This is a genomic window from Streptomyces sp. NPDC048211 (assembly GCF_043202315.1).
Classification (GTDB): Bacteria; Actinomycetota; Actinomycetes; order Streptomycetales; family Streptomycetaceae; genus Streptomyces.
This window is the reverse complement of record NZ_JBIDAD010000010.1, coordinates 291376-312849: the sequence shown is the minus strand read 5'-3', so window position 1 is coordinate 312849 and position 21474 is coordinate 291376. Positions and strand designations below refer to the sequence as shown.

At 71.9% G+C, this 21474-nt stretch carries 16 protein-coding genes and 2 pseudogenes; 8 read left to right on the top strand and 10 right to left on the bottom strand.

Translation table 11 applies throughout. The annotated features are described in order from the left end of the window. Window positions 1-5: 5 nt before the first annotated feature. Together ACGFZA_RS32095 and speB are read right to left on the bottom strand one after the other, a co-directional pair. Window positions 6-1691: a thiamine pyrophosphate-binding protein gene (locus tag ACGFZA_RS32095; RefSeq protein ID WP_385271197.1), complete on the bottom strand. Its 1686-nt coding sequence runs from the start codon at window positions 1689-1691 to the stop codon at window positions 6-8. Next, a complete protein-coding gene (gene speB / locus ACGFZA_RS32090; protein ID WP_393683737.1) occupies window positions 1688-2677 on the bottom strand; it encodes an agmatinase in 990 nt (329 codons plus the stop codon). The genes ACGFZA_RS32095 and speB overlap by 4 nt, the downstream gene beginning before the upstream one ends. A gap of 228 nt (window positions 2678-2905) precedes the next feature. On the opposite strand from speB, the gene ACGFZA_RS32085 reads away from it, so the two are divergent. Next, window positions 2906-4351, top strand: coding sequence for a PucR family transcriptional regulator (locus ACGFZA_RS32085; protein ID WP_393683735.1), 1446 nt, complete (start codon window positions 2906-2908; stop codon window positions 4349-4351). A gap of 141 nt (window positions 4352-4492) precedes the next feature. After that, window positions 4493-5452, top strand: a complete 960-nt coding sequence (locus tag ACGFZA_RS32080) for an SDR family NAD(P)-dependent oxidoreductase (protein ID WP_393683733.1) — start codon at window positions 4493-4495, stop codon at window positions 5450-5452. A 41-nt stretch (window positions 5453-5493) separates the two neighbouring features. Here the strand turns inward: ACGFZA_RS32080 and ACGFZA_RS32075 are convergent, their stop codons facing one another. Together ACGFZA_RS32075 and ACGFZA_RS32070 are read right to left on the bottom strand one after the other, a co-directional pair. Further along, a complete protein-coding gene (locus tag ACGFZA_RS32075; RefSeq protein WP_393683731.1) occupies window positions 5494-7014 on the bottom strand; it encodes an MDR family MFS transporter in 1521 nt (506 codons plus the stop codon). A 27-nt stretch (window positions 7015-7041) separates the two neighbouring features. Further along, on the bottom strand, window positions 7042-7638 hold the full coding sequence (locus tag ACGFZA_RS32070) for an NADPH-dependent FMN reductase (RefSeq protein ID WP_385271212.1): 597 nt from the start codon (window positions 7636-7638) through the stop codon (window positions 7042-7044). A 139-nt stretch (window positions 7639-7777) separates the two neighbouring features. Between ACGFZA_RS32070 and ACGFZA_RS32065 the strand changes: the two genes are divergently transcribed. Then, window positions 7778-8527 (top strand): TetR/AcrR family transcriptional regulator, encoded by a 750-nt coding sequence (locus ACGFZA_RS32065; RefSeq protein ID WP_385271215.1) that lies wholly within the window; start codon window positions 7778-7780, stop codon window positions 8525-8527. A gap of 342 nt (window positions 8528-8869) precedes the next feature. Here ACGFZA_RS32065 and ACGFZA_RS32060 read toward each other — a convergent pair whose 3' ends face one another. The 4 genes and pseudogenes from ACGFZA_RS32060 to ACGFZA_RS32045 all read right to left on the bottom strand — a co-directional run bounded on the left by ACGFZA_RS32060 (window position 8870) and on the right by ACGFZA_RS32045 (window position 14223). Beyond that, window positions 8870-11704, bottom strand: a complete 2835-nt coding sequence (locus ACGFZA_RS32060; protein ID WP_393683786.1) for an N-6 DNA methylase — start codon at window positions 11702-11704, stop codon at window positions 8870-8872. A gap of 57 nt (window positions 11705-11761) precedes the next feature. Next, window positions 11762-12109 (bottom strand): annotated as a pseudogene (locus tag ACGFZA_RS32055) (type I restriction-modification system subunit M N-terminal domain-containing protein); the annotation flags it as partial. Between the two features lie 198 nt (window positions 12110-12307). Next, complete coding sequence (locus ACGFZA_RS32050; protein WP_385271221.1) at window positions 12308-12985, bottom strand: RloB family protein; 678 nt, start codon at window positions 12983-12985, stop codon at window positions 12308-12310. Further along, the gene (locus ACGFZA_RS32045; RefSeq protein ID WP_393683728.1) at window positions 12985-14223 is read right to left on the bottom strand and encodes an ATP/GTP-binding protein; all 1239 of its coding nucleotides are present in this window, start codon (window positions 14221-14223) and stop codon (window positions 12985-12987) included. The genes ACGFZA_RS32050 and ACGFZA_RS32045 overlap by 1 nt, the downstream gene beginning before the upstream one ends. A 288-nt stretch (window positions 14224-14511) precedes the next feature. On the opposite strand from ACGFZA_RS32045, the gene ACGFZA_RS32040 reads away from it, so the two are divergent. From ACGFZA_RS32040 to ACGFZA_RS32030, 3 genes are read left to right on the top strand one after another with little or no spacing between them, the layout of a single operon-like run. Beyond that, window positions 14512-15669 carry an acyl-CoA dehydrogenase family protein gene (locus ACGFZA_RS32040; protein WP_385271227.1) on the top strand — a complete coding sequence of 386 codons (1158 nt, stop codon included), beginning with the start codon at window positions 14512-14514 and terminating at the stop codon, window positions 15667-15669. 18 nt (window positions 15670-15687) lie between these two features. Continuing rightward, a complete protein-coding gene (gene tesB / locus ACGFZA_RS32035; RefSeq protein ID WP_385271230.1) occupies window positions 15688-16575 on the top strand; it encodes an acyl-CoA thioesterase II in 888 nt (295 codons plus the stop codon). A 59-nt stretch (window positions 16576-16634) separates the two neighbouring features. After that, entirely contained in the window at window positions 16635-17672 is a 1038-nt protein-coding gene (locus ACGFZA_RS32030; protein ID WP_385271233.1) for a cation diffusion facilitator family transporter, read from the top strand. Window positions 17673-17752: 80 nt separating this feature from the next. On the opposite strand, the gene ACGFZA_RS32025 is transcribed toward ACGFZA_RS32030, so the two are convergent. Beyond that, window positions 17753-18532: a phosphatase gene (locus tag ACGFZA_RS32025; protein ID WP_385271236.1), complete on the bottom strand. Its 780-nt coding sequence runs from the start codon at window positions 18530-18532 to the stop codon at window positions 17753-17755. A gap of 136 nt (window positions 18533-18668) precedes the next feature. On the opposite strand from ACGFZA_RS32025, the pseudogene ACGFZA_RS32020 reads away from it, so the two are divergent. Further along, window positions 18669-19049, top strand: a pseudogene (locus ACGFZA_RS32020) (acyltransferase); the annotation flags it as partial. Between the two features lie 6 nt (window positions 19050-19055). Here ACGFZA_RS32020 and ACGFZA_RS32015 read toward each other — a convergent pair. Next, complete coding sequence (locus tag ACGFZA_RS32015) at window positions 19056-19733, bottom strand: TetR/AcrR family transcriptional regulator (protein WP_385271239.1); 678 nt, start codon at window positions 19731-19733, stop codon at window positions 19056-19058. A 132-nt stretch (window positions 19734-19865) separates the two neighbouring features. Here ACGFZA_RS32015 and ACGFZA_RS32010 point away from each other — a divergent pair, with 132 nt between their 5' ends. Further along, window positions 19866-21473 carry a carboxyl transferase domain-containing protein gene (locus tag ACGFZA_RS32010; protein WP_390091738.1) on the top strand — a complete coding sequence of 536 codons (1608 nt, stop codon included), beginning with the start codon at window positions 19866-19868 and terminating at the stop codon, window positions 21471-21473. Window position 21474: the final 1 nt, after the last annotated feature.

The following is a 21474-nucleotide window of genomic DNA, read 5'->3' as shown; positions in this document are numbered from 1 at the left end:
GGGCGTCAGAGGTGCGTCGGCTCGAACATCCGCAGCAGCGCCGGGAGTACGACGACCGAGGGGCCGGGCTGCGCGAGCGCCTCGGCCAGGTCGTCGGCGAGCGTCCCGGGGCTCGTACGGACCGCGGGGACGCCGAAGGACTCGGCGAGGGTGACGAAGTCCGGGCGGGACAGTTCCGTCGCGCTGGTCTCGCCGAACGCGTCGGTCATGTACTCGCGCAGGATGCCGTAGCCGCCGTCGTCGACGATCAGCCAGGTGACCGGGAGGTCGTACTGGCGGGCGGTGGCGAGTTCCGCGATCGAGTACATCGCGCCGCCGTCGCCGGAGACCGCGAGGACCGGCTTCGTGCGGTCCGCCGCCGCCGCGCCGATGGCCGCCGGGAAGGCGTAGCCGAGGCCGCCCGAGCCCTGGGCGGAGTGCATGGTGTTGGGCCGTCGGGCGTCGAAGGCGGCCCAGGCCCAGTAGCCGAGGATCGTCATGTCCCAGAAGCTGGGCGACGTGTCGGGCAGGGCGGTCCGGATGCCGGCGATGAGCCGCTGTTCCAGGGTGCGTTCCTGGGCGGCGATCCGGTCCCGTACCCGGCCGAGCACCGCCGTGACGCGCTCGGCGGCGGCCGGGTCCTCGCGCGGGGTGACCGCTTCGATGAGGTCGGACAGCGCGTCGCGGGCGTCGGCGTGGATGCCGAGGGCGGGGTGATTGGCCTCCAGCTTCCCGGCGTCGGCCTCGATCTGCACGACCCGGCCACGCGGGGCGAACGTGTAGTAGTTCGAGGAGAGCTCGCCGAGGCCGGAGCCGACGACGAGCAGGACGTCGGCGTCCTCCAGGAAGTCCGTCGTGTGCCGGTCCTCGATCCAGGACTGGAGCGAGAGCGGGTGCTCCCACGGGAAGGCGCCCTTGCCGCCGTAGGTGGTGACGACCGGCGCCCGGAGCTTCTCGGCGAGGGCGCGCAGCTTGCCGGACGCGTCGGAGCGTACGACTCCGCCGCCGGCGATGACCGCCGGGCGCTCCGCGTTCGACAGCAGGTGCGCCGCGACGGCGACGAGCTCGGGGCGGGCGTGCACCTCGCGCGGGGTGGCGTCCATCGCCGTGACCACGGGCAGGGTCGTCGCGGCGGTGAGCACGTCCTGCGGGATCTCGATCCAGACCGGGCCGTGCGGGGCCGTGAGCGCGGACTCCCAGGCGGCGGCGATCGCGGACGGGATCTGCGAAGCGGTACGGACCGTGTGGACCGACTTCACGATGTCGCGGAACGAAGCCTTCTGGTCGCGGAGCTCGTGCAGATAGCCGTGCCGGCCGCCGCCCAGGCCCGCGGTCGGGATCTGACTGGAGATGGCCAGGACCGGGGCGGAGGCGGCCGCCGCCTCCTGGAGGGCGGCGAGCGAGGTGAGCGCGCCGGGTCCGGTGGACAGGAGGAGCGGGGCGACCTCGCCGGTGATGCGCCCGTAGGCGTCGGCGGCGAAGCCCGCGTTGTTCTCGACGCGCAGACCGACGTAGGTGAGGGACGAGCGGCGCAGGGCGTCGAACATGCCCAGCGCGTGCTGCCCGGGCAGGCCGAAGACGGTGGTCGCGCCCAGGCCCTGGAGGGTCTCGACGACGAGGTCGCCGCCGTTGCGTCCGGGCGGGGGGTTCAGCGCGGCGTCGATCTGCGCGGGCGTGAGCTCGGGCCGCTCGTCGTGGTGGTCGTGGCTCACTTGTCCCGCGCCTCCTCGGCCGGCTCCCGGGCCTCCGCGATCTGGCGGGTCATGATCGTCGTCAGTTCGTACGCGGTGTGCGAGGCGGCGACGGAGGTGATCTCGGCGTGGTCGTACGCGGGGGCGACCTCGACCAGGTCCGCGGAGACCAGGTTGCAGGAGGACAGCCCGCGCACGATCTCCAGCAGTTCGCGGGAGGTGAGGCCGCCGGCCTCGGGGGTGCCGGTGCCCGGGGCGTGCGCCGGGTCCAGCACGTCGATGTCGATGGAGATGTAGAGCGGCCGGTCGCCGATGCGCTGCCGCAGCTGGTCGGCGACCTCGTCGACACCGCGCCGCATGACGTCGGCGGAGGTGACGATGCCGAAGCCCATCTTGGCGTCGTCGGTGAGGTCCTGCTTGCCGTACAGCGGGCCGCGGGTGCCGACGTGGGAGAGCGCGGAGGTGTCGAGGATGCCCTCCTCGACGGCCCGGCGGAACGGGGTGCCGTGGGTGTACGCGGCGCCGAAGTAGGTGTCCCAGGTGTCGAGGTGCGCGTCGAAGTGGAGCAGCGCGACGGGGCCGTGCTTCTTGGCGACGGAGCGCAGCAGCGGCAGCGCGATGGTGTGGTCGCCGCCGAGCGTCATCAGCCGGGCGCCGGTACCGAGGAGATCGTCGGCTGCGGCCTCGATCGTCTCGACGGCCTCGTCGATGTGGAAGGGGTTCGCGGCGATGTCCCCGGCGTCGGCGACCTGGGCCAGGGCGAACGGCGAGGCGTCCTGCGCCGGGTTGTACGGGCGGAGCAGCCGCGAGGCCTCCCGGATCGCGTTGCCGCCGAAGCGGGCGCCGGGCCGGTAGGAGACGCCCGAGTCGAAGGGCACACCGACGACGGCGACATCCGCCGTCCCGACCTCGTCGAGGCGGGGCAGTCGCGCGAACGTCGCAGGTCCGGCGTACCGCGGCACGCGGGACGAGTCGACGGGGCCGCGCGGCGTTACGTTGCTGCTCATGGGGCGGGTGGGCCTTTCCTTCGATTCCTTCGGTTCCCTCGGTGACGCGCTGCTTCGAGTGTGCCGGATCCCTCGCAACGGTACGGAAGCGCGCGTACGGATCCGCTGACGGGTCCGTGTCCGGGGCCGCTGAGCAGTCCCGGTCCGCGTACGACGCTAGGCGGCCGGCCGGTGACCCTGAAGTGTATGTTTCATCCATTCTTGCCTCGCTGAACGGATGGAACGTCCATGCCCGACGCCCCCGCGGGGCCGCCCACCCCGCCCGTCCCGCTGGCCGGGCTGCTGGCCCTCGAAGGGCTCGGACTCCGCAGGATCGCGGGGCCGGCCGACGCCGAGCTGTTGTGGGTGCACACCTCGGAGATGGCCGACCCGTACCCGTATCTGCTCGGCGGTGAGCTGCTGCTGACCGCCGGGGTGCTGCTGACGGATCCGGACGCGTATGTGGCCCGGCTGGTGGAGGCGGGGGCGGCCGCGCTCGGTTTCGGCGTGCGCCCGGTGCACGAGACGGTGCCGCCGGGACTGATCGCGGCGTGCGACCGCCATGGGCTGCCGCTGGTGGAGGTGGGGCCCGGGACCCCGTTCACCGCGATCGCGCGGGCGGTGTGGGGGCTGATGGCCGAGGCGCGCCATCGCGAGCTGCGCCGGGTGACCCGGGCCCAGCAGGCCCTGGCGACGGCGGCGGCCCGCCCGGACCCGGTTCCGGCGGTGCTGCATCAGCTGGCGGTCCGGCTCTCGGGGCGGGCGGCCCTGCTCACGGCCGACGGCGAGGAGCTGCACGCGGCGGGCCCGCCGCCGCCCCCGCCCCTGCGTGCGGCACTGGCGCGGCTCGCGCGGATGGTCGCCCCGGGCGTCCGCCCCGCCCCCGCGTCGGCCACCGACTCCCTGGGCGCCGCCCACCTGTCCGCCTACGCGCTGGGCGGCGGGCAGGGCCTCGCCCTGACCCTGGCGGCGGACCGCCGCGAGCCGGGTGACCACACCATCGCCGGGATCGCGGTCGTCCTGCTCTCGCTGCTGGCCGCCCCGCACCAGGGCGCGGGCGCTGCGGGCCGCTCGGCGGCGCTGGTCCGGCTGCTGCTGGGCGCGGCCCCTGCGGACGTCGCACCGCTGCTGGGCGGCGACGAGCCGTGGACGGTGGTGCACGCCCGCCGCAGCGGCGGCGAAGCGGTGGACGCGCTCACGGCCGGCGCGCTCGGCGCGGCCCTGGGCTCGGCGCTCGTGGACGCGGACCGGGGCGGCGGGGAGGTACGGGTGCTGGTCCCCGGCGGCGACCGGATCACCCCGCAGCCGGGCTGGACGCTCGGCGCCTCGGCCCCCGCCCCGGCCGACGCCCTGGACACCGCCGGCACCCGGGCAGCACGCGCGCTCGGCCGGGCGGAGGCGACCCGCGCGCCGCTGGTGGTGGACGCGCCGGTCTCCGGCCTCGCCGCCCTGCTCCCGCCCGGCCCGGCGGCCGAGCGCGCCCGCACCCTCCTCGCCCCGCTCACCGGCCCGCTCGCCGAGACCCTGCGCTGCTGGCTCTCCCTGCACGGCAGCTGGGACCGTACGGCGGTGGCCCTGTCCGTCCACCGCAATACCGTCCGCCAGCGCATCGCGCGGTGCGGGGTGTTGCTGGGCGCGGACCTGGACGACATGGACGTACGGACGGAGTTGTGGCTCGCCCTGCGGCAGGAATGATCCGCGCACACCCGTCGTACGTACCGGTCCGGCTTCCCCTGCCGCGCCCCGCCGGCGCCGGCCGTGGGCACGGCGGCCGACGGACACGCACCGCCGACGGCCCTTGACTTGGAGTGCGTTCCAGCACCTAGCGTCCCCCGCATGACGACAACACAGCGCAGGATCGGATCGGGCTTCGGCGCCCGCAGCACCACGGACGACGTCCTGAGCGGGATCGAACTGTCCGGCACCACCGCGATCGTCACCGGCGGCTACTCGGGGCTCGGTCTGGAGGCGACCCGCGCCCTGGCGGCCGCCGGAGCCCGCGTCGTCGTCCCGGCCCGGCGACGGGCGGTGGCACAGGAGGCGGTCGCGGGCATCGACGGCGTGGAGACCGACGACCTCGACCTGGCCGACCTGGAGAGCGTGCGCGGGTTCGCCGAACGGTTCCTGGCATCGGGCCGCGACATCGGCATCGTGATCAACAACGCCGGAATCATGGCCTGCCCGGAGACGCGGGTCGGCCCGGGGTGGGAGGCGCAGTTCGCCACCAATCACCTGGGGCACTACGCCCTGGTCAACCATCTCTGGCCGGCTCTTGCCCGTGGAGGCGCGCGCGTGGTCGCCGTGTCCTCCGGAGCGCACGACATGGGTATGCGCTGGGACGACGTGCACTTCGAGCGCGGCTACGACCGATGGGCGGCGTACGGGCAGGCGAAGGCGGCGAACGTGCTGTTCGCCGTGCACCTCGACGCACTCGGCCGCGACGCCGGAGTCAGGGCCTTCGCCCTGCACCCGGGCAGCATCCTCACCCCGCTCCAGCGCCACCTCGCGAAGGCGGACATGGTCGACGCGGGCTGGATCGACGAGAACGGCACCCTGACCGACCCCACCTTCAAGACGCCCGAGCAGGGTGCGGCCACGCACGTCTGGGCGGCGACTTCCCCCCAGCTGGCGGGCATTGGCGGTGTGTACTGCGAGGACTGCGACATCGCCGAGCCCGCCGTCGACGGCACGGAGGGCGGCGTGCACGCCCACGCGATCGACCCCGAACAGGCAGCTCGGCTCTGGGCGTTGTCGGCCGACCTCACGGGCGTCGACGCCTTCGCGGCGGCCCGCTGAGGCGACGCCGGGGAAGGAGCCCCGGCGTCCGGGCCGCCGGGTCACTCCTCCCGCAACCGCACCCCCCGCATCAGCCAGGCCGCCAGGAAGATCACGGCCCCGAGCAGCGTCGCGCCGAGCAGCACCCCGTGCAGGCCCTCGGTGACCGCTGTCCGTACCGCGTCCCGGACGTCCTCCGGCATGCCGCGTACCGCGACGGGGGTCCAGGCCGTGCCGCCCTCCGGCATACCGGCCGCGTGGAGCCGGCTCGCGTAGACGGCGCCGAGCACCGCGACACCCAGGGAGCTGCCGATCGTACGGACGAGGGTGGTGGTTCCCGTGGCGGCGCCCATGTCGCGCGGGGTCGCGCTGTTGATGGTGACGAGCAGCGTGCTCTGCATCAACAGGCCCATGCCCGCGCCCAGTACGAGCGTCAGGGCTGAGGTCACCGCCGTGGGAGTGGTGGTACCCGTCGTCAGCAGCGCGAGCGCGCCCGCGAACGTCAGCGCGCCGCCGAGGAGGGGATAGGGGCGGTAGCGGCCGCCGTTGGCGAGGAGCCGGCCCACCAGGAGTTGCGCGGCGAACATCCCGGCCATCAGCGGGAGCAGCAGAAGGCCGCCGGCCGTCGAGGACGCGCCGCGGACGAACTGCATGTACTGCGGGAGATAGGTGGACGCACCGAGCATGGCGGCGCCCGTCAGGAACGTGAGCACCTGGGCGATCGTGAAGTTGCGGTCGGCGAACAGCCGGGGCGGGATGATCGGTTCGGCGGCGCGCCGCTCGACCCGGACGAACCAGGCCAGGGCGGCGGCGCCGGTCACGCCGAGGCCGATGGTCTGCGGTGACCACCAGGCGTACGCCGTACCGCCCCAGCTGCCCAGCAGGGTGAGGGCCACGATGGCGGCGCAGAGCAGGCCGGCGCCCGCGAAGTCGATCCGCGACCTGACCCGCTCGGTGTGCAGGCGCAGGCCCGTCCCGACGACGAGCAGGGCGAGCGCGCCGATGGGGAGGTTGACGTAGAAGACCCAGCGCCAGTTCAACTGGTCGGTGAGGAAGCCCCCGAGGAGCGGCCCGCCGACCAGGGCGACGGGCATCATGGCCCCGATCATCGCCTGTGAGCGGCCTGCCTGGGAGGGCGGCAGCATGACGCCGATGATGGAGATCGCGCCCACCATGAGGCCGCCCGCGCCCAGTCCCTGCACGGCGCGGAAGGCGATGAGCTGCCCCATGTCCTGGGCGAGCCCGGAGAGTACGGAGCCCGCGAGGAACACCGTGACCGACCAGACGAAGCTGCCCTTGCGCCCGTACAGGTCACCGAGCTTGCCCCACAGGGGTGTGGAGAGGGAGGCGGTGAGCAGGTAGGCCGTCACCACCCAGGACAGGTGGTCGAGGCCGCCCAGGTCGCCGACGATCGTGGGCAGCGCGGTGCCGACGATCGTGCCGTCGAGCAGGCCGAGCATCAGGCCGAGGAGAAGCCCGAACAGGACGAGTTTCGACGGGCCGCCGCTTTCGCCGGCGGGTGAGGGGACCGCCTCGGGCTCCGGCTCCCGGCGGTCGTGCGTGTCCTTCGTGAAGCGGCTCATCGTTGCCCCCACATGTGTGATTCGTCGTCAGGCCGCGTACGGGGTGGCGGCCCTGGCGTCCCGCAGCGCGTGTGCCCACCAGGCCAGTTGATCCAGGAGCGCCTTGGCCGCCGCGTCGACCTGGGGGTCCTCGACGGCGGCGTCCGCACCGAACTGGCCGTAGGCGTTGTGGAAGCTGACCGTGTTGCGGATGGTCGTGGCGTTCAGCTCGGCCATCACCACGCGCAGCTGTTCCACGGCACGCAGGCCGCCGGAGAGGCCGCCGTAGGAGACGAAGGCGACCGGCTTGGCGTGCCACTGCTCGTTGTGCCAGTCGATGCCGTTCTTCAGGGACGCGGGGAAGCTGTGGTTGTACTCCGGCGTGACGAAGACGAACGCGTCGGCCGCCGCGAGGCGCGGCGACACGAGGGCGAGGGCTTCCTCGGTCCCCGGTGCGGGGGGCCGGCCGAACGCGGGAAAGACGGTGGGCAGCGGGGTCTCGGCGAAGTCGACGACATCCACGGTCATGTCGTCGCGCTGGGACAGGTGCCCCTTCAGCCACTGGGTGACGACGGGTGCGAAGCGTCCCTCACGGGTGCTGCCGACGACGACGGCGACGCGGAGCTGCGGGCGGGTGCTGGTCATGGGTCCCCCTGGGCGTGATGCGTACGGAAGCAGCCGCTGTGTACGGCGTATCTCGACGCGTACAACGTACACGCCGATGTGTACAGCGTCTACTGAGAGATACGTTGTACGCTGACGGCCCAGCGAAAGGAGCCCGCCCATGGCCGAGCAGCAGAAGAACAGCGGCAAGGACGGCAGGACGGGGCCGGACACCTCGCTCTGGCAGCGCCTTGAGCAGCCGGCGGCCGCACCCCGCGCCTCGCTGACCCTGGAGCGGATCGGGTCCGTCGCCGTGGAGATCGCCGACGCGGAGGGCTTCGCCGCCGTCACCATGCGCAGGCTCGCCACGGAACTGGGCGTCGCCCCCATGGCCGCCTACCGTCACGTCTCCGGCAAGGACGACCTGTGGGCGCTGATGGCCGAGCGGGTCGCCACGGAGATGCGGATCCCCGACGAGGTGACCGGATGGCGCGAGGTACTGCGCGCCTTCGGCCTGCTGACCCGGGACATGATGCTGCGGCACCCGTGGGTGGGACAGCTGCCCACCCACCTCTTCGTCCTCACACCCGGCCGCCTGGCCATCGCCGAACGGCAGCTGGCGGCGCTCGACGGGCTCGGCCTCGACGAGGACGCGATGATGGTCGCGTTCCGCACGGTCAGCGCCTTCGCGCACGGCGCGGGGCAGTCGGAGGTGGCCCTGCGGGAGTGGACGCAATCCGCGGGCTGGTCGTCGGGCGACGAGACCCGGCTGGGCCTGGCGCCGCAGATGATGTACCTGATGGAGACCGGCCGCTACCCCACGTACCGGCGCTACGGACTGCGGGCGACCCGCAAGGACGACGCGACCTGGGCGTTCGAGACGGGCCTGGACTGCGTACTGGACGGGATCGCCGCCCGGCTGGGCATCTGAGGGCGCCCCGGAAGCGGCGTCCGGAGGCGATCTCCGGAATCACCCTCGGAAGCAGTTCCGGATGCGGGCTCGTCGTACACCGGTACGGGAGACGGGCGCCTCTGCTCGCCGTCCCGCTGAGCGCCCGCCGGGCTCGGCCGTCCCGGCCGCGCGGAAGCCCTGGGCTGAGGTCACCCGGCGTCCGGGAAGTTCGCGTCCGGACCCCGCCGCACGGCGCTCCTCGACCGGGACCGGACCTGTCCGGACGCCCGCACCGAGCGGCGGCCGCCCCGCGGTGAGGGCGGGCACTCGGAGCGGGCACCACCGGGCGCGTCACCGGACTCCGCGGCACCGGTCAGGCGGTCACTCCCGCCCCGATTGCGTGAGGTTGTTCATCAGGGTCTCCTTCACCCGGTGAAGTTTCGCCAGCTGCGCGCTACGGACCCGCCTTTCCCCGGTCAGGGCGGCCAGGCCCTGCGCGAAGACCTCCTGCTCGGCCCTGCCGGGGAGTTCGATGTCGACGTCGAGCAGCCTGCTCGGATGGACGACATGCAGACTGTCAACGGACCGTGCCACCGCGTGGATTCGCTTCTGTACCGCGGGAAGCATCAGCCAAGCCGCCAGGTAGTCCGCGGTCAGACGGCTGGTGTCGGGCCTGAGGCGTATGACGCTGCCGCCGTGTGTCGCCTGCGCCTGCCGGTCCCGCCATACCGCGGCGCGAAACGTCCGCCCTCCCGCGTCGGCGGCGGCGAGCAGGACGTCCTCGGGACTCAGCATCTCGTCTCCTCGACGGATACGGGAGGACAGTCCCGCCCGTTCGGACCGGGGCCCGGGCAGTGTCAGTTCGCGATCGGTCAGGTCCGCCGCCCTGACGACCAGCACTCCGGACCGGTCCCCCAGCCGGTGAACGCCTCCGGTCCGCGCCGATCTGACCACCTCACGCAGCGGACAGCGCTGCGTTCGGCCCGACGCACCGGAGTCGACCAGGGGAAGCAGCAACATCAGCTCGTCGACGTCCAGTTTGGCGAGCTCGCCTTCGACGGACTTCTCGGCATCGATCAGCAAGTGGACGAGTCCGGCGACGACGTCCCGGTCGTCCATCATGCTCGCGCGATCGGCCATCAGGTCCCAGGCACTCTGCTGAGACCAGGGATTGCTCGCGAAGGTGCTCTCCGCCGTGCCGGTCAGCTGCTGCTCGATCTCCCGGAAGGACAGACCGTACTTGGCCCACCAACTCTCATAGGACCGCAGCAGTTCCTGGCGTCTCTCCCGCACGAGCGCATCGAGTCTGTCCTCCAGCCCCTTGCGCAGGGTCTCGGTGACCGCCCGGCGCTCCCCCTCCGCGTCCAGCGCGGCCCTCGCCCGGAACAGTCCCGGTGGCTTCTCGCCCGCCCTGGGCGGGTCGCTCGGCCACGGGAACCAGAACGCCGCCTCAAGACGCTTGGCCGCCTTGGCCGCCTTCTGGCGTTCCCTCTTCAATGTGGCGAGTACCGTCGGCCGCTCGGCTCTCAAGGCGGCTTCCTCATGTGCGGCAGCGTCGTCGCCCTCGGCCGCGCCGCCTTCCGGAGCCTCCGTCTCCGCCCGGAGCTCCGCCCAGCTCTCGCCCAGCTCCGCGTCCCGCGCGTCCGCGGCCGCGAGCTCCTCCAGGAACTCCGGAGCTATCGCCGCGACCACCTTGTGCTGGTACGCCTGACGCCGCTCGGCGCCCGAGCGCTTCCGTAGCTGCCGCGTCATCAGGTCCTGTTCGGGCGCGAGCAGTGTGTCCACGTTCTCCACCCATCCGTCCAGGGTGCCCGCGAACCCGTTCTCCGACACGGCCTGCAGGTCGTACTTCACCTCGTGCCACCACGCCGCCACCGCGCCCGCGAGCGCATACCGGTCGAGGAGTCCCACCTCTCCCAGACGTTCCACGAACGAGTCGATCAGCGAGCCCCGCAGCGCCATCAGCGCGGCCCTGCGCTCCGAAGAGGTCAGGTCGGCCGGGTGCTCGGGGGCCGTCTCCGCCAGCTGGCGGGCCTGCTCGTCCCACCACTCGCCGAAAGCGGCCCGCAGCTCGTCCTCGCGCGGACGGGCGAGGTCCGCGAGCCGGGCGGCGTCCGGCCGCCGCCCTTCCGGAAGGAAGTCCACGTACTTCGGGTCCGCCAGATCGCGCTCGGCGAAGAGGTCGCTCAGCACCACCCCGTACGCGTCGAGCAGTTCCTTCTTCGCCTCGATCTCCGCGCGCGGAACGCCACCCACCAGGTGAGCCCGTACATCCTGCGGTTCCGGCAGGGGCGTGTTGTCCACGTAGCGGCGGATGCTGAGGTTGTCGGCGTTCTCGCGCAGTTCCTCGCGGGTCACCAGCCGCGAGAAACCGGGCACCTCCGCGCGTGCGTGGAAGGTGGAGGTGATCTTCTCGGCATGCTCCGGCAGAAGAACGTTCTGCGCCGGCTCCTTGCGGTACTCGCGACCGGCGTTGATGAACAGCACCGGCTTCTCCTCAGCCGCGCTCCGCCCCCTCGGCGGGCGCAGCACCAGGACGCAGGCCGGGATGCCGGTGCCGTGGAAGAGGTTCGGGGCCAGCCCGATGACCGCCTCGATCGCGCCCTCGTCCAGCAGCTTCGTCCGGATCTCCTGCTCACCGCCCCCGCGGAACAGCACCCCGTGCGGCATGACCGTGATGGCCGTACCGCCGTGCCCCTCCCGCCTCGTCTGCCACAGCATGTGCTGGAGGAACATCAGGTCGGCCTTGCCGCGCTCGCTCGTCACCCCGTACGTCGTGCGCTGCGCGGCATGCGCAAGGTCGCCGAGCGTGTAGTCCATGGAGAACGGCGGATTGCTGAGCACCCCGTCGAAACGGTCCGCGTCCGACGCCGGTACGTGCGCCGGCTCGGCCAGCGTGTCCCCGATGCGCAGGTCGAAGCGGCGTACCCCGTGCAGCACCATGTTCATGGTCGCCATGACCCAGGATCCGCTGTTCGCGTCCTGTCCCGCGAAGAACATGTCCGAGGAGTCGCCGCCGTGCTCCTCCACGTACTCCTTGGCGTGGACCAGCATGCCGCCCGAGCCGACGCACGGGTCGTAGATCCGCATGCCCTGCTGCGGGCGCAGCAGTTCCACCATCATGCGGACCACGGCACGCGGGGTGTAGAACTCCCCGCCCTTACGGCCCGCCGTGTCCGCGAACTCCTTGATCAGGTACTCGTACGCGGCGCCGATGAGGTCCGGGAACTCGAAGTCGTCCGTGCGCAGCCGGATGCGCCCGAAGTGCGCGATGAGGAGTTTCAGTCGCTGGTCGGCGAGCCTCGCCGCACCAAAGCCGCCGATGCGGTGGAAGTCGAGGTGTCCGAAGAGGCCCTGGAGCTCACTGTTCTGGAGTTCGAGAGCCTGGAAGGCGGGGTGCAGCCTGTCCTCGATGAGATGGTGCGTGCCGGAGGAGAGCCGCTCCCAGCGGGCGTTCCTCGGGACGAACAGCACGCCGCGGTCGCGGTAGGCGGACTCCTCGTCGAGGTAGCTCTCAAGATCGTCGGAGGACAGGCCCAGATCCTTGGCCGCCCGGTCCTTGAGCTGTTCGCGGGCGGCCTCGAACTCGTCGTTCACCCGCTTCAGGAACAGCAGGCCGAAGAGGTAGTCCTTTTACTCGGAGGCGTCCAGCGTGCCCCGGAGGATGTCCGCAGCGGCGAACAGGTGCCGCTCCAACTGCGCGAGCGTGAGCTTGGCCACGTACCGACTCCCTAGACTGAGAAACCCAGGGGACCTTAGGACGGTCACCGGGCGGGGTGGAAATCCGCTGTTCCGGGGGCGGGGACCCGGCAACGGGTGTCAGTACGACGCGATGCCGAGGCCCTTCTCGACGAACGCGAAGACGTCCGTGTACGGGTCCCGGTGCGCCTTCGCGCTGTACTCGGGATGCTCGGCGTTCATGTCGAGAGCGCGCTTCTTGGCGTCGGCGAAGCGGTTCTCGATCTGCTCCGGGATGACGGCCTTGATGCCGCCCGGCACTTGGTGCCAGTCGGAGGGCAGCCGCTGCTCCGCCATACCGCAGACCCCGGCGAAAGTACCCGTGACGGGCTTCAGGTGCAGCACACGCCAGATTTCGAAGCACGGGTGCGAATAGGCGACTTCCACACCGGCCCTGGCAGCCCGGGACAGCGCGGTCTCCACCCCTTCGTGCTGATCCCTGTCGAACAGGCACCAGACCTGGGGCCACAGCGCCTTGGCGAGGCCGGCCCGCTTGGCCTCCCTGTTCTTCTCGCGCAGCAAGGCGATCGCCTTCTCGACGAGGACCAGCGGCTTGCGCTGCGAGCCCTCGTCCGAGGCATTGGCGACGTGGACGTCGAGGGAGGTCCCCGGTTGCTTGAGCGTTCCGAGTTGCTGGACCGCCTTGATGTAGTCCGGCTCGGTGACCTTGCCCTCGGTGAAGACGTACACGACCCGGCTGCGCCCGCGGCCGTGCGTCTTGCCCGAGGTGAGGGACGCGTTCCCCTTGGTCTTCGCCATCAGATGTGCTCCGCGCTCTCGGCCCGCACTGCCCCCAGGCGACGGACGATCTGCCCGGCCAGGAGCGACGGAACGCCGCCGAACGCACCTTCCAGGTAGGACTTGGCCAGGTCCTCGTGGACACCCGGCGACATGGAGCTCAAGGGGTAGAGCTCGGTGGCGCCGTCCTTGTCCTTCTCCGTGAACCAGACCTGTCCGGCGTCGAGGAGCCGTTCGCCGGTCGGCGTGCTGAGCACGGTCGCCTCGTGGGAGGTGAACACCAGCTGGGCGGCGTTCGGATTGGACAGCGGGTCCTTGAAGAGGCGGATGACCTCGGCGGCGAACCGGGGATGCAGACTGGCGTCGAGTTCGTCCAGGAGCAGGACCGCTCCGTCGTCGAGGGCCAGGAGCATGGGCCCCAGGAGCGCGAACCAGGAACGGGTGCCGAAGGACTCCCGCTGCCAGTCGAGGGCCACCTCACCCGACGCCGTGCGGTGCAGCAGGCGGACCTTTCCGGTGCCGTTCGCCGAAGGTTCGACCAGGGCGTCCGTGATGCCGAGATCGGCGACGCGCAGGAGCTCCTTGATGCGGTATCCCTGCTCACCTGTGAGCCTCGATGCAGTGAAGGCTTCGCGTTGCGGGCGCTCCATCTCGGGGCCGATGGACCACAGGTTCCGGAACCAGTGGAAGAGCGGAGAGAGCTGCGGATGGTTGTCCGTGCCGGCTGTCGAGAGGAGCAGGGCGTTGGGGCGTGTCCGGCGGACCAGCTGGGCGCGGTCCTTCACGCGGCTGCTCGGCCACCTGTAGACGTCGGACCGTGAGGCGTCCCGGTCCATCCACTCCTGCTGGTGCCCCAGAGGGTAGCTGTGCACCCATTCGGACTCGACGCGCTGTTCGCCGAGCTCGAATCCGTAGGTCCAGCGCACCCCGTCGATGGCCACATCGGCCTCGAAGAAGGTCGGCTCGGCGGTGCTCTTCGCGTCCAGTGCGAAGACCTCGCGGGGGATGCCCTGGTACGAGGCCCACTGCGCGTAGGAGTTGAGGACCGCCGTCCGCATCGCCGCGAGCGCGTCGAGCACGTTGGACTTGCCGGAGGCGTTCGCGCCGAAGATGCCGACCAGAGGGAACACGGAGACGGGCCCGTCGGCCAGCTCCACCTCCCGGGCCGCCGAGTGCTCTTCGTCCGACGTGGCGACGAAGGACAGCTCCTGCTCGTCACGCAGGGACCTGAAGTTCGCAACGCGGAATCTCAGCAGCACGGCGTCCTCCTCTCGCGTGTTCTCGCGATCAGGCTAGTGGCCGGCACCCGCATCCGGGCGCCTGAGAACCGGCCTCGCCTCCCGAAACATACCGCTCTCGCCTCGATCGAGCTGCCGAACGGCTGATCATTCCCGGGCCCGCCCTCTCCCGTACCGCCGCCGGGCTGTGCACGGGGAAGGGCGTGCTCAGCATCACCCTGGACAGCCCCGGTGACCGCCGGGTAACTTTTACCCAAGGCTGAGCAAGCGCTTAGCCATGCCGAGCGAAGCCGACCAGGGAGGCACCCCGTGCGCCGTACCGTATTCAACGAGGACCACGACGCGTTCCGGGAGACCATCCGCGCCTTCATCGCGGCCGAGGTCGTGCCCGTGTACGAGGAGTGGTTCGCGGCCGGTCAGGCCCCGCGCGACTTCTATCTGAAGCTCGGCGAGCTGGGCGTCTTCGGCATCACGGTGGACGAGGAGTACGACGGCGCGGGCATCGACTCGCACAAGTACGAAGCCATCATCTACGAGGAGACCGCCCGCGCGGGCGTCTCCTTCGGCGGCTCCGGTGTGCACACGCTGCTGGGCCTGCCCTACATCAAGATGCTCGCCACCGACGAGCAGAAGAAGCGCTGGCTGCCGAAGTTCACCACGGGCGAGGAGATGTGGGCCCTCGCGATGACCGAGCCGGGCACCGGCTCCGACGTCGCGGGCATGAAGACCACCGCCAAGCTCTCCGAGGACGGCACGCACTACGTCCTCAACGGCTCCAAGACCTTCATCACCGGCGGCGTGCACGCCGACCGTGTGATCGTCTGCGCCCGCACCTCCGCCCCGCGCGAGGACGACCGCCGCTTCGGCATCTCCCTCTTCGCCGTCGACACCAAGTCCGCGGGCTACTCCATCGGCCGCAAGCTCGACAAGCTGGGCCTCAAGGTCTCGGACACCGCCGAGCTGGCGTTCGTCGACGTGAAGGTCCCGGTCGAGGACCTGATGGGCGAGGAGAACAAGGGCTTCGGCTACCTCGGCACCAACCTGGCCTCCGAGCGCTGGGGCATCGCCTTCGGTGCGTACGCGCAGGCCGCGGCCGCCGTCCGGTTCGCCAAGGAGTACGTGCAGGACCGCACGGTCTTCGGCAAGACCGTCGCCTCGTTCCAGAACACCAAGTTCGAGCTGGCCGCCTGCCAGGCCGAGGTGGACGCGGCCCAGGCCGTCGCCGACCGCGCGCTGGAGGCGCTGGACGCCGGTGAGCTGACCGCCGCCGAGGCCGCCTCCGCGAAGCTGTTCTGCACCGAGGTCGCGCACCGCGTGATCGACCGCTGCCTCCAGCTGCACGGCGGCTACGGCTTCATGAACGAGTACCCGATCGCCCGCCTGTACGCGGACAACCGGGTCAACCGCATCTACGGCGGCACCAGCGAGGTCATGAAGTCGATCATCGCGAAGTCCATGGGTCTGTAGAGCGGCTACGTTCTCTTCATGAGCTCAGCACCAGACGCCCTGCTCGATCTGCTCGACCTGCTCGACCTGGAGCAGATCGAGCAGGACATCTTCCGGGGCACCAGCCGTTCGGCGATCGTGCCCCGCGTCTTCGGCGGACAGGTCGCGGCCCAGGCGCTCGTCGCCGCGGGCCGCACCGTCCCCGCGGACCGGCCCGCCCACTCCCTGCACTCGTACTTCCTGCGGGCAGGGGACCCGGGCGCGCCGATCGTCTACACCGTCGACCGCATCCGGGACGGCCGCTCCTTCACCACCCGGCGGGTCGTCGCCGTCCAGCACGGACAGCCGATCTTCCACCTCTCGGCGTCCTTCCAGACGCACGAGGAGGGGCTGGAGCACCAGGCGGACATGCCGGCCGCGCCCGGCCCCGAGACGCTGCCCACCGCCGCCGAGATGCTGCCGCGGTACGCGGACCGGTTCAGCGACCCGAGTGTCGTGGACCGGCTGATCGAGGCGCGGGCCGCGGTCGACCTGCGGTACGTGGACGCCCCTCCGTTCGGCACCGTCGGCGAACCGCGCGAACCGCGCTCGCAGGTGTGGTTCCGCACCAACGGGAAACTGGCGGACGACCCGCTGCTGCACGTCTGCATGGCGACGTACGTCTCCGACATGACGCTGCTCGACTCGGTGCTCCTGGCCCACGGGCGCGGCGGCTGGGCGGTCGGCGACGTGGTGGGGGCGAGCCTGGACCACGCGATGTGGTTCCACCGGCCGTTCCGGGCCGACGAATGGCTGCTGTACGACCAGGAGTCGCCGTCCGCGTCCGGTGGGCGCGGGCTCGGCCAGGCCCGTATCTACACCCAGGACGGCCGGCTGGCGATCACCGTCATCCAGGAGGGCGTGGTCCGGGTCCCCCGGAAGGGCTGAACAGGCCGCACGGCCGCGCGTCGGACATACCCGGCCCGGCTGCGGACATACTCCCCACCATGAGTGACGCGAAGTCTGCTGGTGGGGAGTCCACGTTCACCGTCATCGTCGCTGCCGTCGCCAACCTCGGCATCGCCGTGGCGAAGGCCGTCGCGGGGCTGATCAGCGGATCGAGCGCGATGCTCTCCGAGGCGGCCCACTCCGTCGCCGACACGGTCACCGAGGTGCTCCTGCTCACCGCACTCAAGCGCAGCGAGAAGCCCGCCGACGAGGAACATCCGCTGGGCTACGGCCCCGAGCGGTACATCTGGGCGATGCTCGCCTCCGTCGCCACGTTCGTCGGCGGCGCGGTCTTCTCGCTGTACGACGGCATCCACACCCTGACGCAGGGCGAGGACCTCGGCGATCCGCTCATCTCGTACATCGTGCTGGGGATCGCCTTCCTCCTGGAGGGCTACTCCCTGCGCACCGGGCTGCGGCAGGTGCGCGGCGAAGCCGCCCGGCTGGGCGCCGCCCCCACCCGGTACCTGCGCCGCACGCCCGACACCGCGGTCAAGGCCGTGGTGATGGAGGACTCGGCGGCTCTGGTCGGGCTGCTGCTGGCCGCGGGCGGGCTGCTCGGCGGCCAGCTGTCGGGCTCCGGCGTCTGGGACGGTATCGCGTCGATCCTGATCGGGGTGCTGCTCGTGTACGTGGCCTGGGTCCTCGGCCGGTCCAACGCCCAGCTGCTGATCGGCCGCCCCGTGCCCCCGTCGATGCGGACGGGGGTGCGCGAGGAACTGCTCACGGTCCCGCACATCATCGACGTACTGGAGCTGACCACGCTCATCCAGGGACCGTCCGAGATCCTGATCGCCGCGAAGGTCGACTTCCGGGACGTGGCCAGTGCCGAGCAGGTCGAATGGGCCTGCGAGGAGGCGGAGCAGCAGCTGCGGGAGCGGTATCCGTCGATCAAGCGGGTGTACCTGGACCCGACGCCGGGGGTCGCCCAGCGCCGACGGGCCCGGGCAGAGGGGAATCCGGTGGTCGGGCCCGGCGACGGGAAGGGCAACGGGGACGGCGGAGGGCTGTTCACGGACCGCCTGGACAACGACTGAGGGCGCTGGGAAGAACTCGGTGACGCCCTTGACCCGCGGCGCCGGCCCTCCGGCCCGCACGCCCGGATCGGCCCGGCCGCTCAGATCAGTCCGGCCGCGTCCAGCAGGTACTCCGTCATCGGGTCGTAGAACCGCGGGTCCAGCACATGGTCGTCCAGCGGGACGGCCACCTGGAGGGTGCCCTCGGACTCCCCCAGGAACAGGGCCGGGTCGTTGCAGTCCGCGTAGCCGATGGCGTCCAGTCCGCGCTGGGCCGCGCACCCGGCCCAGCCGTGGTCGGCGACGACCAGGTCCGGCAGGGGGCGCCCCTCCCGCTCCAGGCCGTCCAGGATCGCTGCCATGGGGGCCGGGGAGTGGGTGTGCCAGAGGGTCGCGCCGCGCTCCTGCACGGCCACGTCCGCGAACTGGAAGACCATGCCCTCGTCCGCCGTCAGCCCGGACGGGATCACCACGATCTCGCAGCCGGCCGCCCGCAGCGCGGCCGCGGTCTGCCGGTGGACGTCCAGCAGCCCGCCCGGGTGACCGGTGGCGAAGAGCACCCGCTCGGACGCGTCGGCCGCCTTCCGCAGCCGGGCCGCGGCCCGGTCCAGGGCGGCGACGGTGAGCTCGGGATCAATGGTGTCCTGGCCGAACCGGTGCTCCGGGTCGTCGCTGACCCCGCATCTCTCGGCCATGACCGCGAGGACGTCCTGCTCGTCGCGCCACCGGTCGCCGAGCTCGAGTCCCAGCCAGAAGTGGCGGTCACCGTTGGCGAGCTTGCGGTAGTGGGAGAGGTTGTTGTCGCGTGGGGTCGCGACGTCTCCCGCTATGCGCGTACGGACGAGATGGTCGACAAGGGCGGCACGGCTGGGTATCGGCATGAACCCATTGTGCCGTGGAGTGTGCGCAGTGTGCCGGTCGTATTGAACGGTGGGCAGCCCGGGCGGCCCGGCGCCGGACCGGTGGTTCCATGAGTGCGCGGGACGGCCCGCCGGAGTCCCGGTCCGGACCCGCCGCGAGGGCTTCGACGGCCCGGCGGGCAGCCGCCCGGCCGCCTCCCGCCGGCTGTACGACCGCGGCACCTGCTACCCGGGCTGTCCGGCCCCGCGGTGGGGCACCGGGGAGGTCGAGACGATGACGGACTCGGCGGGCAACGTCCGGCTCGACGGCAAGGGGGCCCTTGAGATCGTGCCCACCCGCCGTGGGGGGACGTGGTACTCGGGCCGCATCGAGTCCCGGCGCTCCGACTTCGCACCGCCGCCCGGCGGCGTCCTGCGGATCGAGGCGTCGATCGCCCTGCCCGAGGTCACGGGGGCGAAGGCGGGCGGGTACCGGACGGCCTTCTGGACGCCGGGCGCCGGGCTGCGCGACGGCTGCACGGGCCGGCCCGCCATCGGCGGCCGCTCAGCCCTCTCCCCGGGTCCCCGCCGCGGCGAAGGCGCCCCGGGCCAGCCGGTGCAGCAGCGCTGCCGTGTCCGTGCGGCCGGGGAGCGCCTCGGGGCGGCTCAGGTCCGGTCCGGAGTTCCCCCGCGGCGTCGCGGCGGAACTCCGGACAGGGCCGAGGTGGGGGGTGGAGTTCAGCAGGCCGAAGACGGCGTGGACGGCCGCGCGGGCCTCGTGCTCGGGGAGGGCGGGGTAGAGGTCGCGGACGACGGTCACCCACACCTCGACGTACTCGCGCTGGAGCCGGCGCACCCGCTTGCGGTCGGTGTCCCGCAGGCGGTCCAGCTCCCGGTCGTGCAGGGTGATCAGGGGACGGTCGTCGAGGGCGAAGTCGATGTGGCCCTCGATGAGCGCGTCCAGGAGCGCCTCGGGGGACCTGCCACCGGAGGCGTCCTCGGAGACCCGCAGCTGCCCGCCGGCCAGCAGCCGCTCGCTGATGCCGACGAGCAGCTCGGCGAGCATCGCGTCCTTGCCGGGGAAGTGCCGGTAGAGGCCGGGGCCGCTGATCCCGACGGCGGCGCCTATCTCGTCGACGCCGACGCCGTGGAAGCCGCGCTCGGCGAAGAGGCGGGCGGCCTCCTTGAGGATCTGCTCGCGGCGGGTGGGTGCCGCGACGCGGGCGGCGGCATGGGTGCTCATGACGAGTCATTCTAGACAGGCGCGTTAGCGGTCGTTAACCTGTGGAGGACGTTAACGCTCACTAACCGCCTCTCCCGCTACCGATCAGGGGGAGGCCGTCACACTGCGGTACGGGCAAGGGGGCTCGACAGGATGCAGCAGGCACCGGTGCTGGCGAGCGCGGCCGATCCCGCCTCGGAGGCCTGGCAGGCCAACGAGGCGGCGCATCACGCGCTCACCGACGAGCTGCGCAAGCGGCTCGCCACGGCCAGGCTCGGCGGGGGTGAGAAGGCCCGCGCCCGGCATGTGGCACGCGGCAAGCTGCTGCCCCGGGAGCGGGTGGACACCCTGCTCGATCCGGGCTCGCCCTTCCTGGAGCTGGCCCCGCTGGCGGCCGAGGGGCTGTACGGGGGCGCGGCCCCGGCCGCCGGGGTGATCGCCGGGATCGGCCGGGTCAGCGGCCGGGAGTGCGTGATCGTCGCCAACGACGCGACCGTCAAGGGCGGCACGTACTACCCGATGACCGTGAAGAAGCACCTGCGGGCCCAGGAGGTGGCGCTGGAGAACCGGCTGCCGTGCCTGTACCTGGTGGACTCGGGCGGCGCCTTCCTGCCGATGCAGGACGAGGTGTTCCCGGACCGCGAGCACTTCGGGCGGATCTTCTACAACCAGGCCCGGATGTCCGGGGCCGGCATCCCGCAGATCGCGGCGGTGCTGGGCTCCTGCACGGCCGGCGGGGCGTACGTCCCCGCGATGAGCGACGAGGCCGTGATCGTCCGGAACCAGGGCACGATCTTCCTGGGCGGTCCGCCGCTCGTGAAGGCCGCGACCGGCGAGGTCGTCACCGCCGAGGAGCTGGGCGGCGGCGAGGTCCACTCCCGTACGTCGGGGGTCACCGACCATCTCGCGGAGGACGACGCGCACGCGCTCCGCATCGTGCGGAACATCGTGGCCACGCTGCCGGACCGGGGCGCGCTGCCGTGGTCCGTACAGCCGGCCGACGAGCCGAAGGTGGACCCCGCCGGTCTGTACGGGGCGGTGCCCGTCGACTCGCGCACGCCCTACGACGTACGCGAGGTGATCGCCCGGGTCGTCGACGGATCGCGCTTCGCCGAGTTCAAGGCGGAGTACGGGACGACGCTGATCACCGGCTTCGCGCACATCCACGGCCATCCGGTCGGCATCGTCGCGAACAACGGCATCCTGTTCTCCGAGTCCGCCCAGAAGGGCGCGCACTTCATCGAGCTGTGCGACCAGCGCGGCATCCCGCTCGTCTTCCTGCAGAACATCTCGGGCTTCATGGTCGGCCGCGACTACGAGGCCGGCGGCATCGCCAAGCACGGCGCCAAGATGGTCACCGCCGTCGCCTGCACCCGCGTGCCGAAGCTGACCGTCGTGGTGGGCGGGTCGTACGGCGCGGGCAACTACTCGATGTGCGGCCGGGCCTACTCCCCCCGCTTCCTGTGGATGTGGCCCAACGCGAAGATCTCCGTCATGGGCGGCGAACAGGCGGCCTCCGTCCTCGCCACGGTCAAGCGCGACCAGCTGGGCGACGACTGGAGCGCCGAGGACGAGGAGTCCTTCAAGGCCCCGATCCGCGAGCAGTACGAGACCCAGGGCAACGCGTACTACGCCACCGCCCGGCTCTGGGACGACGGCGTGATCGACCCGATGGAGACCCGGCAGGTGCTGGGACTGGCCCTGACCGCGTGCGCCAACGCCCCCTTGGGCGATGCCGGCTTCGGCGTCTTCCGGATGTGAG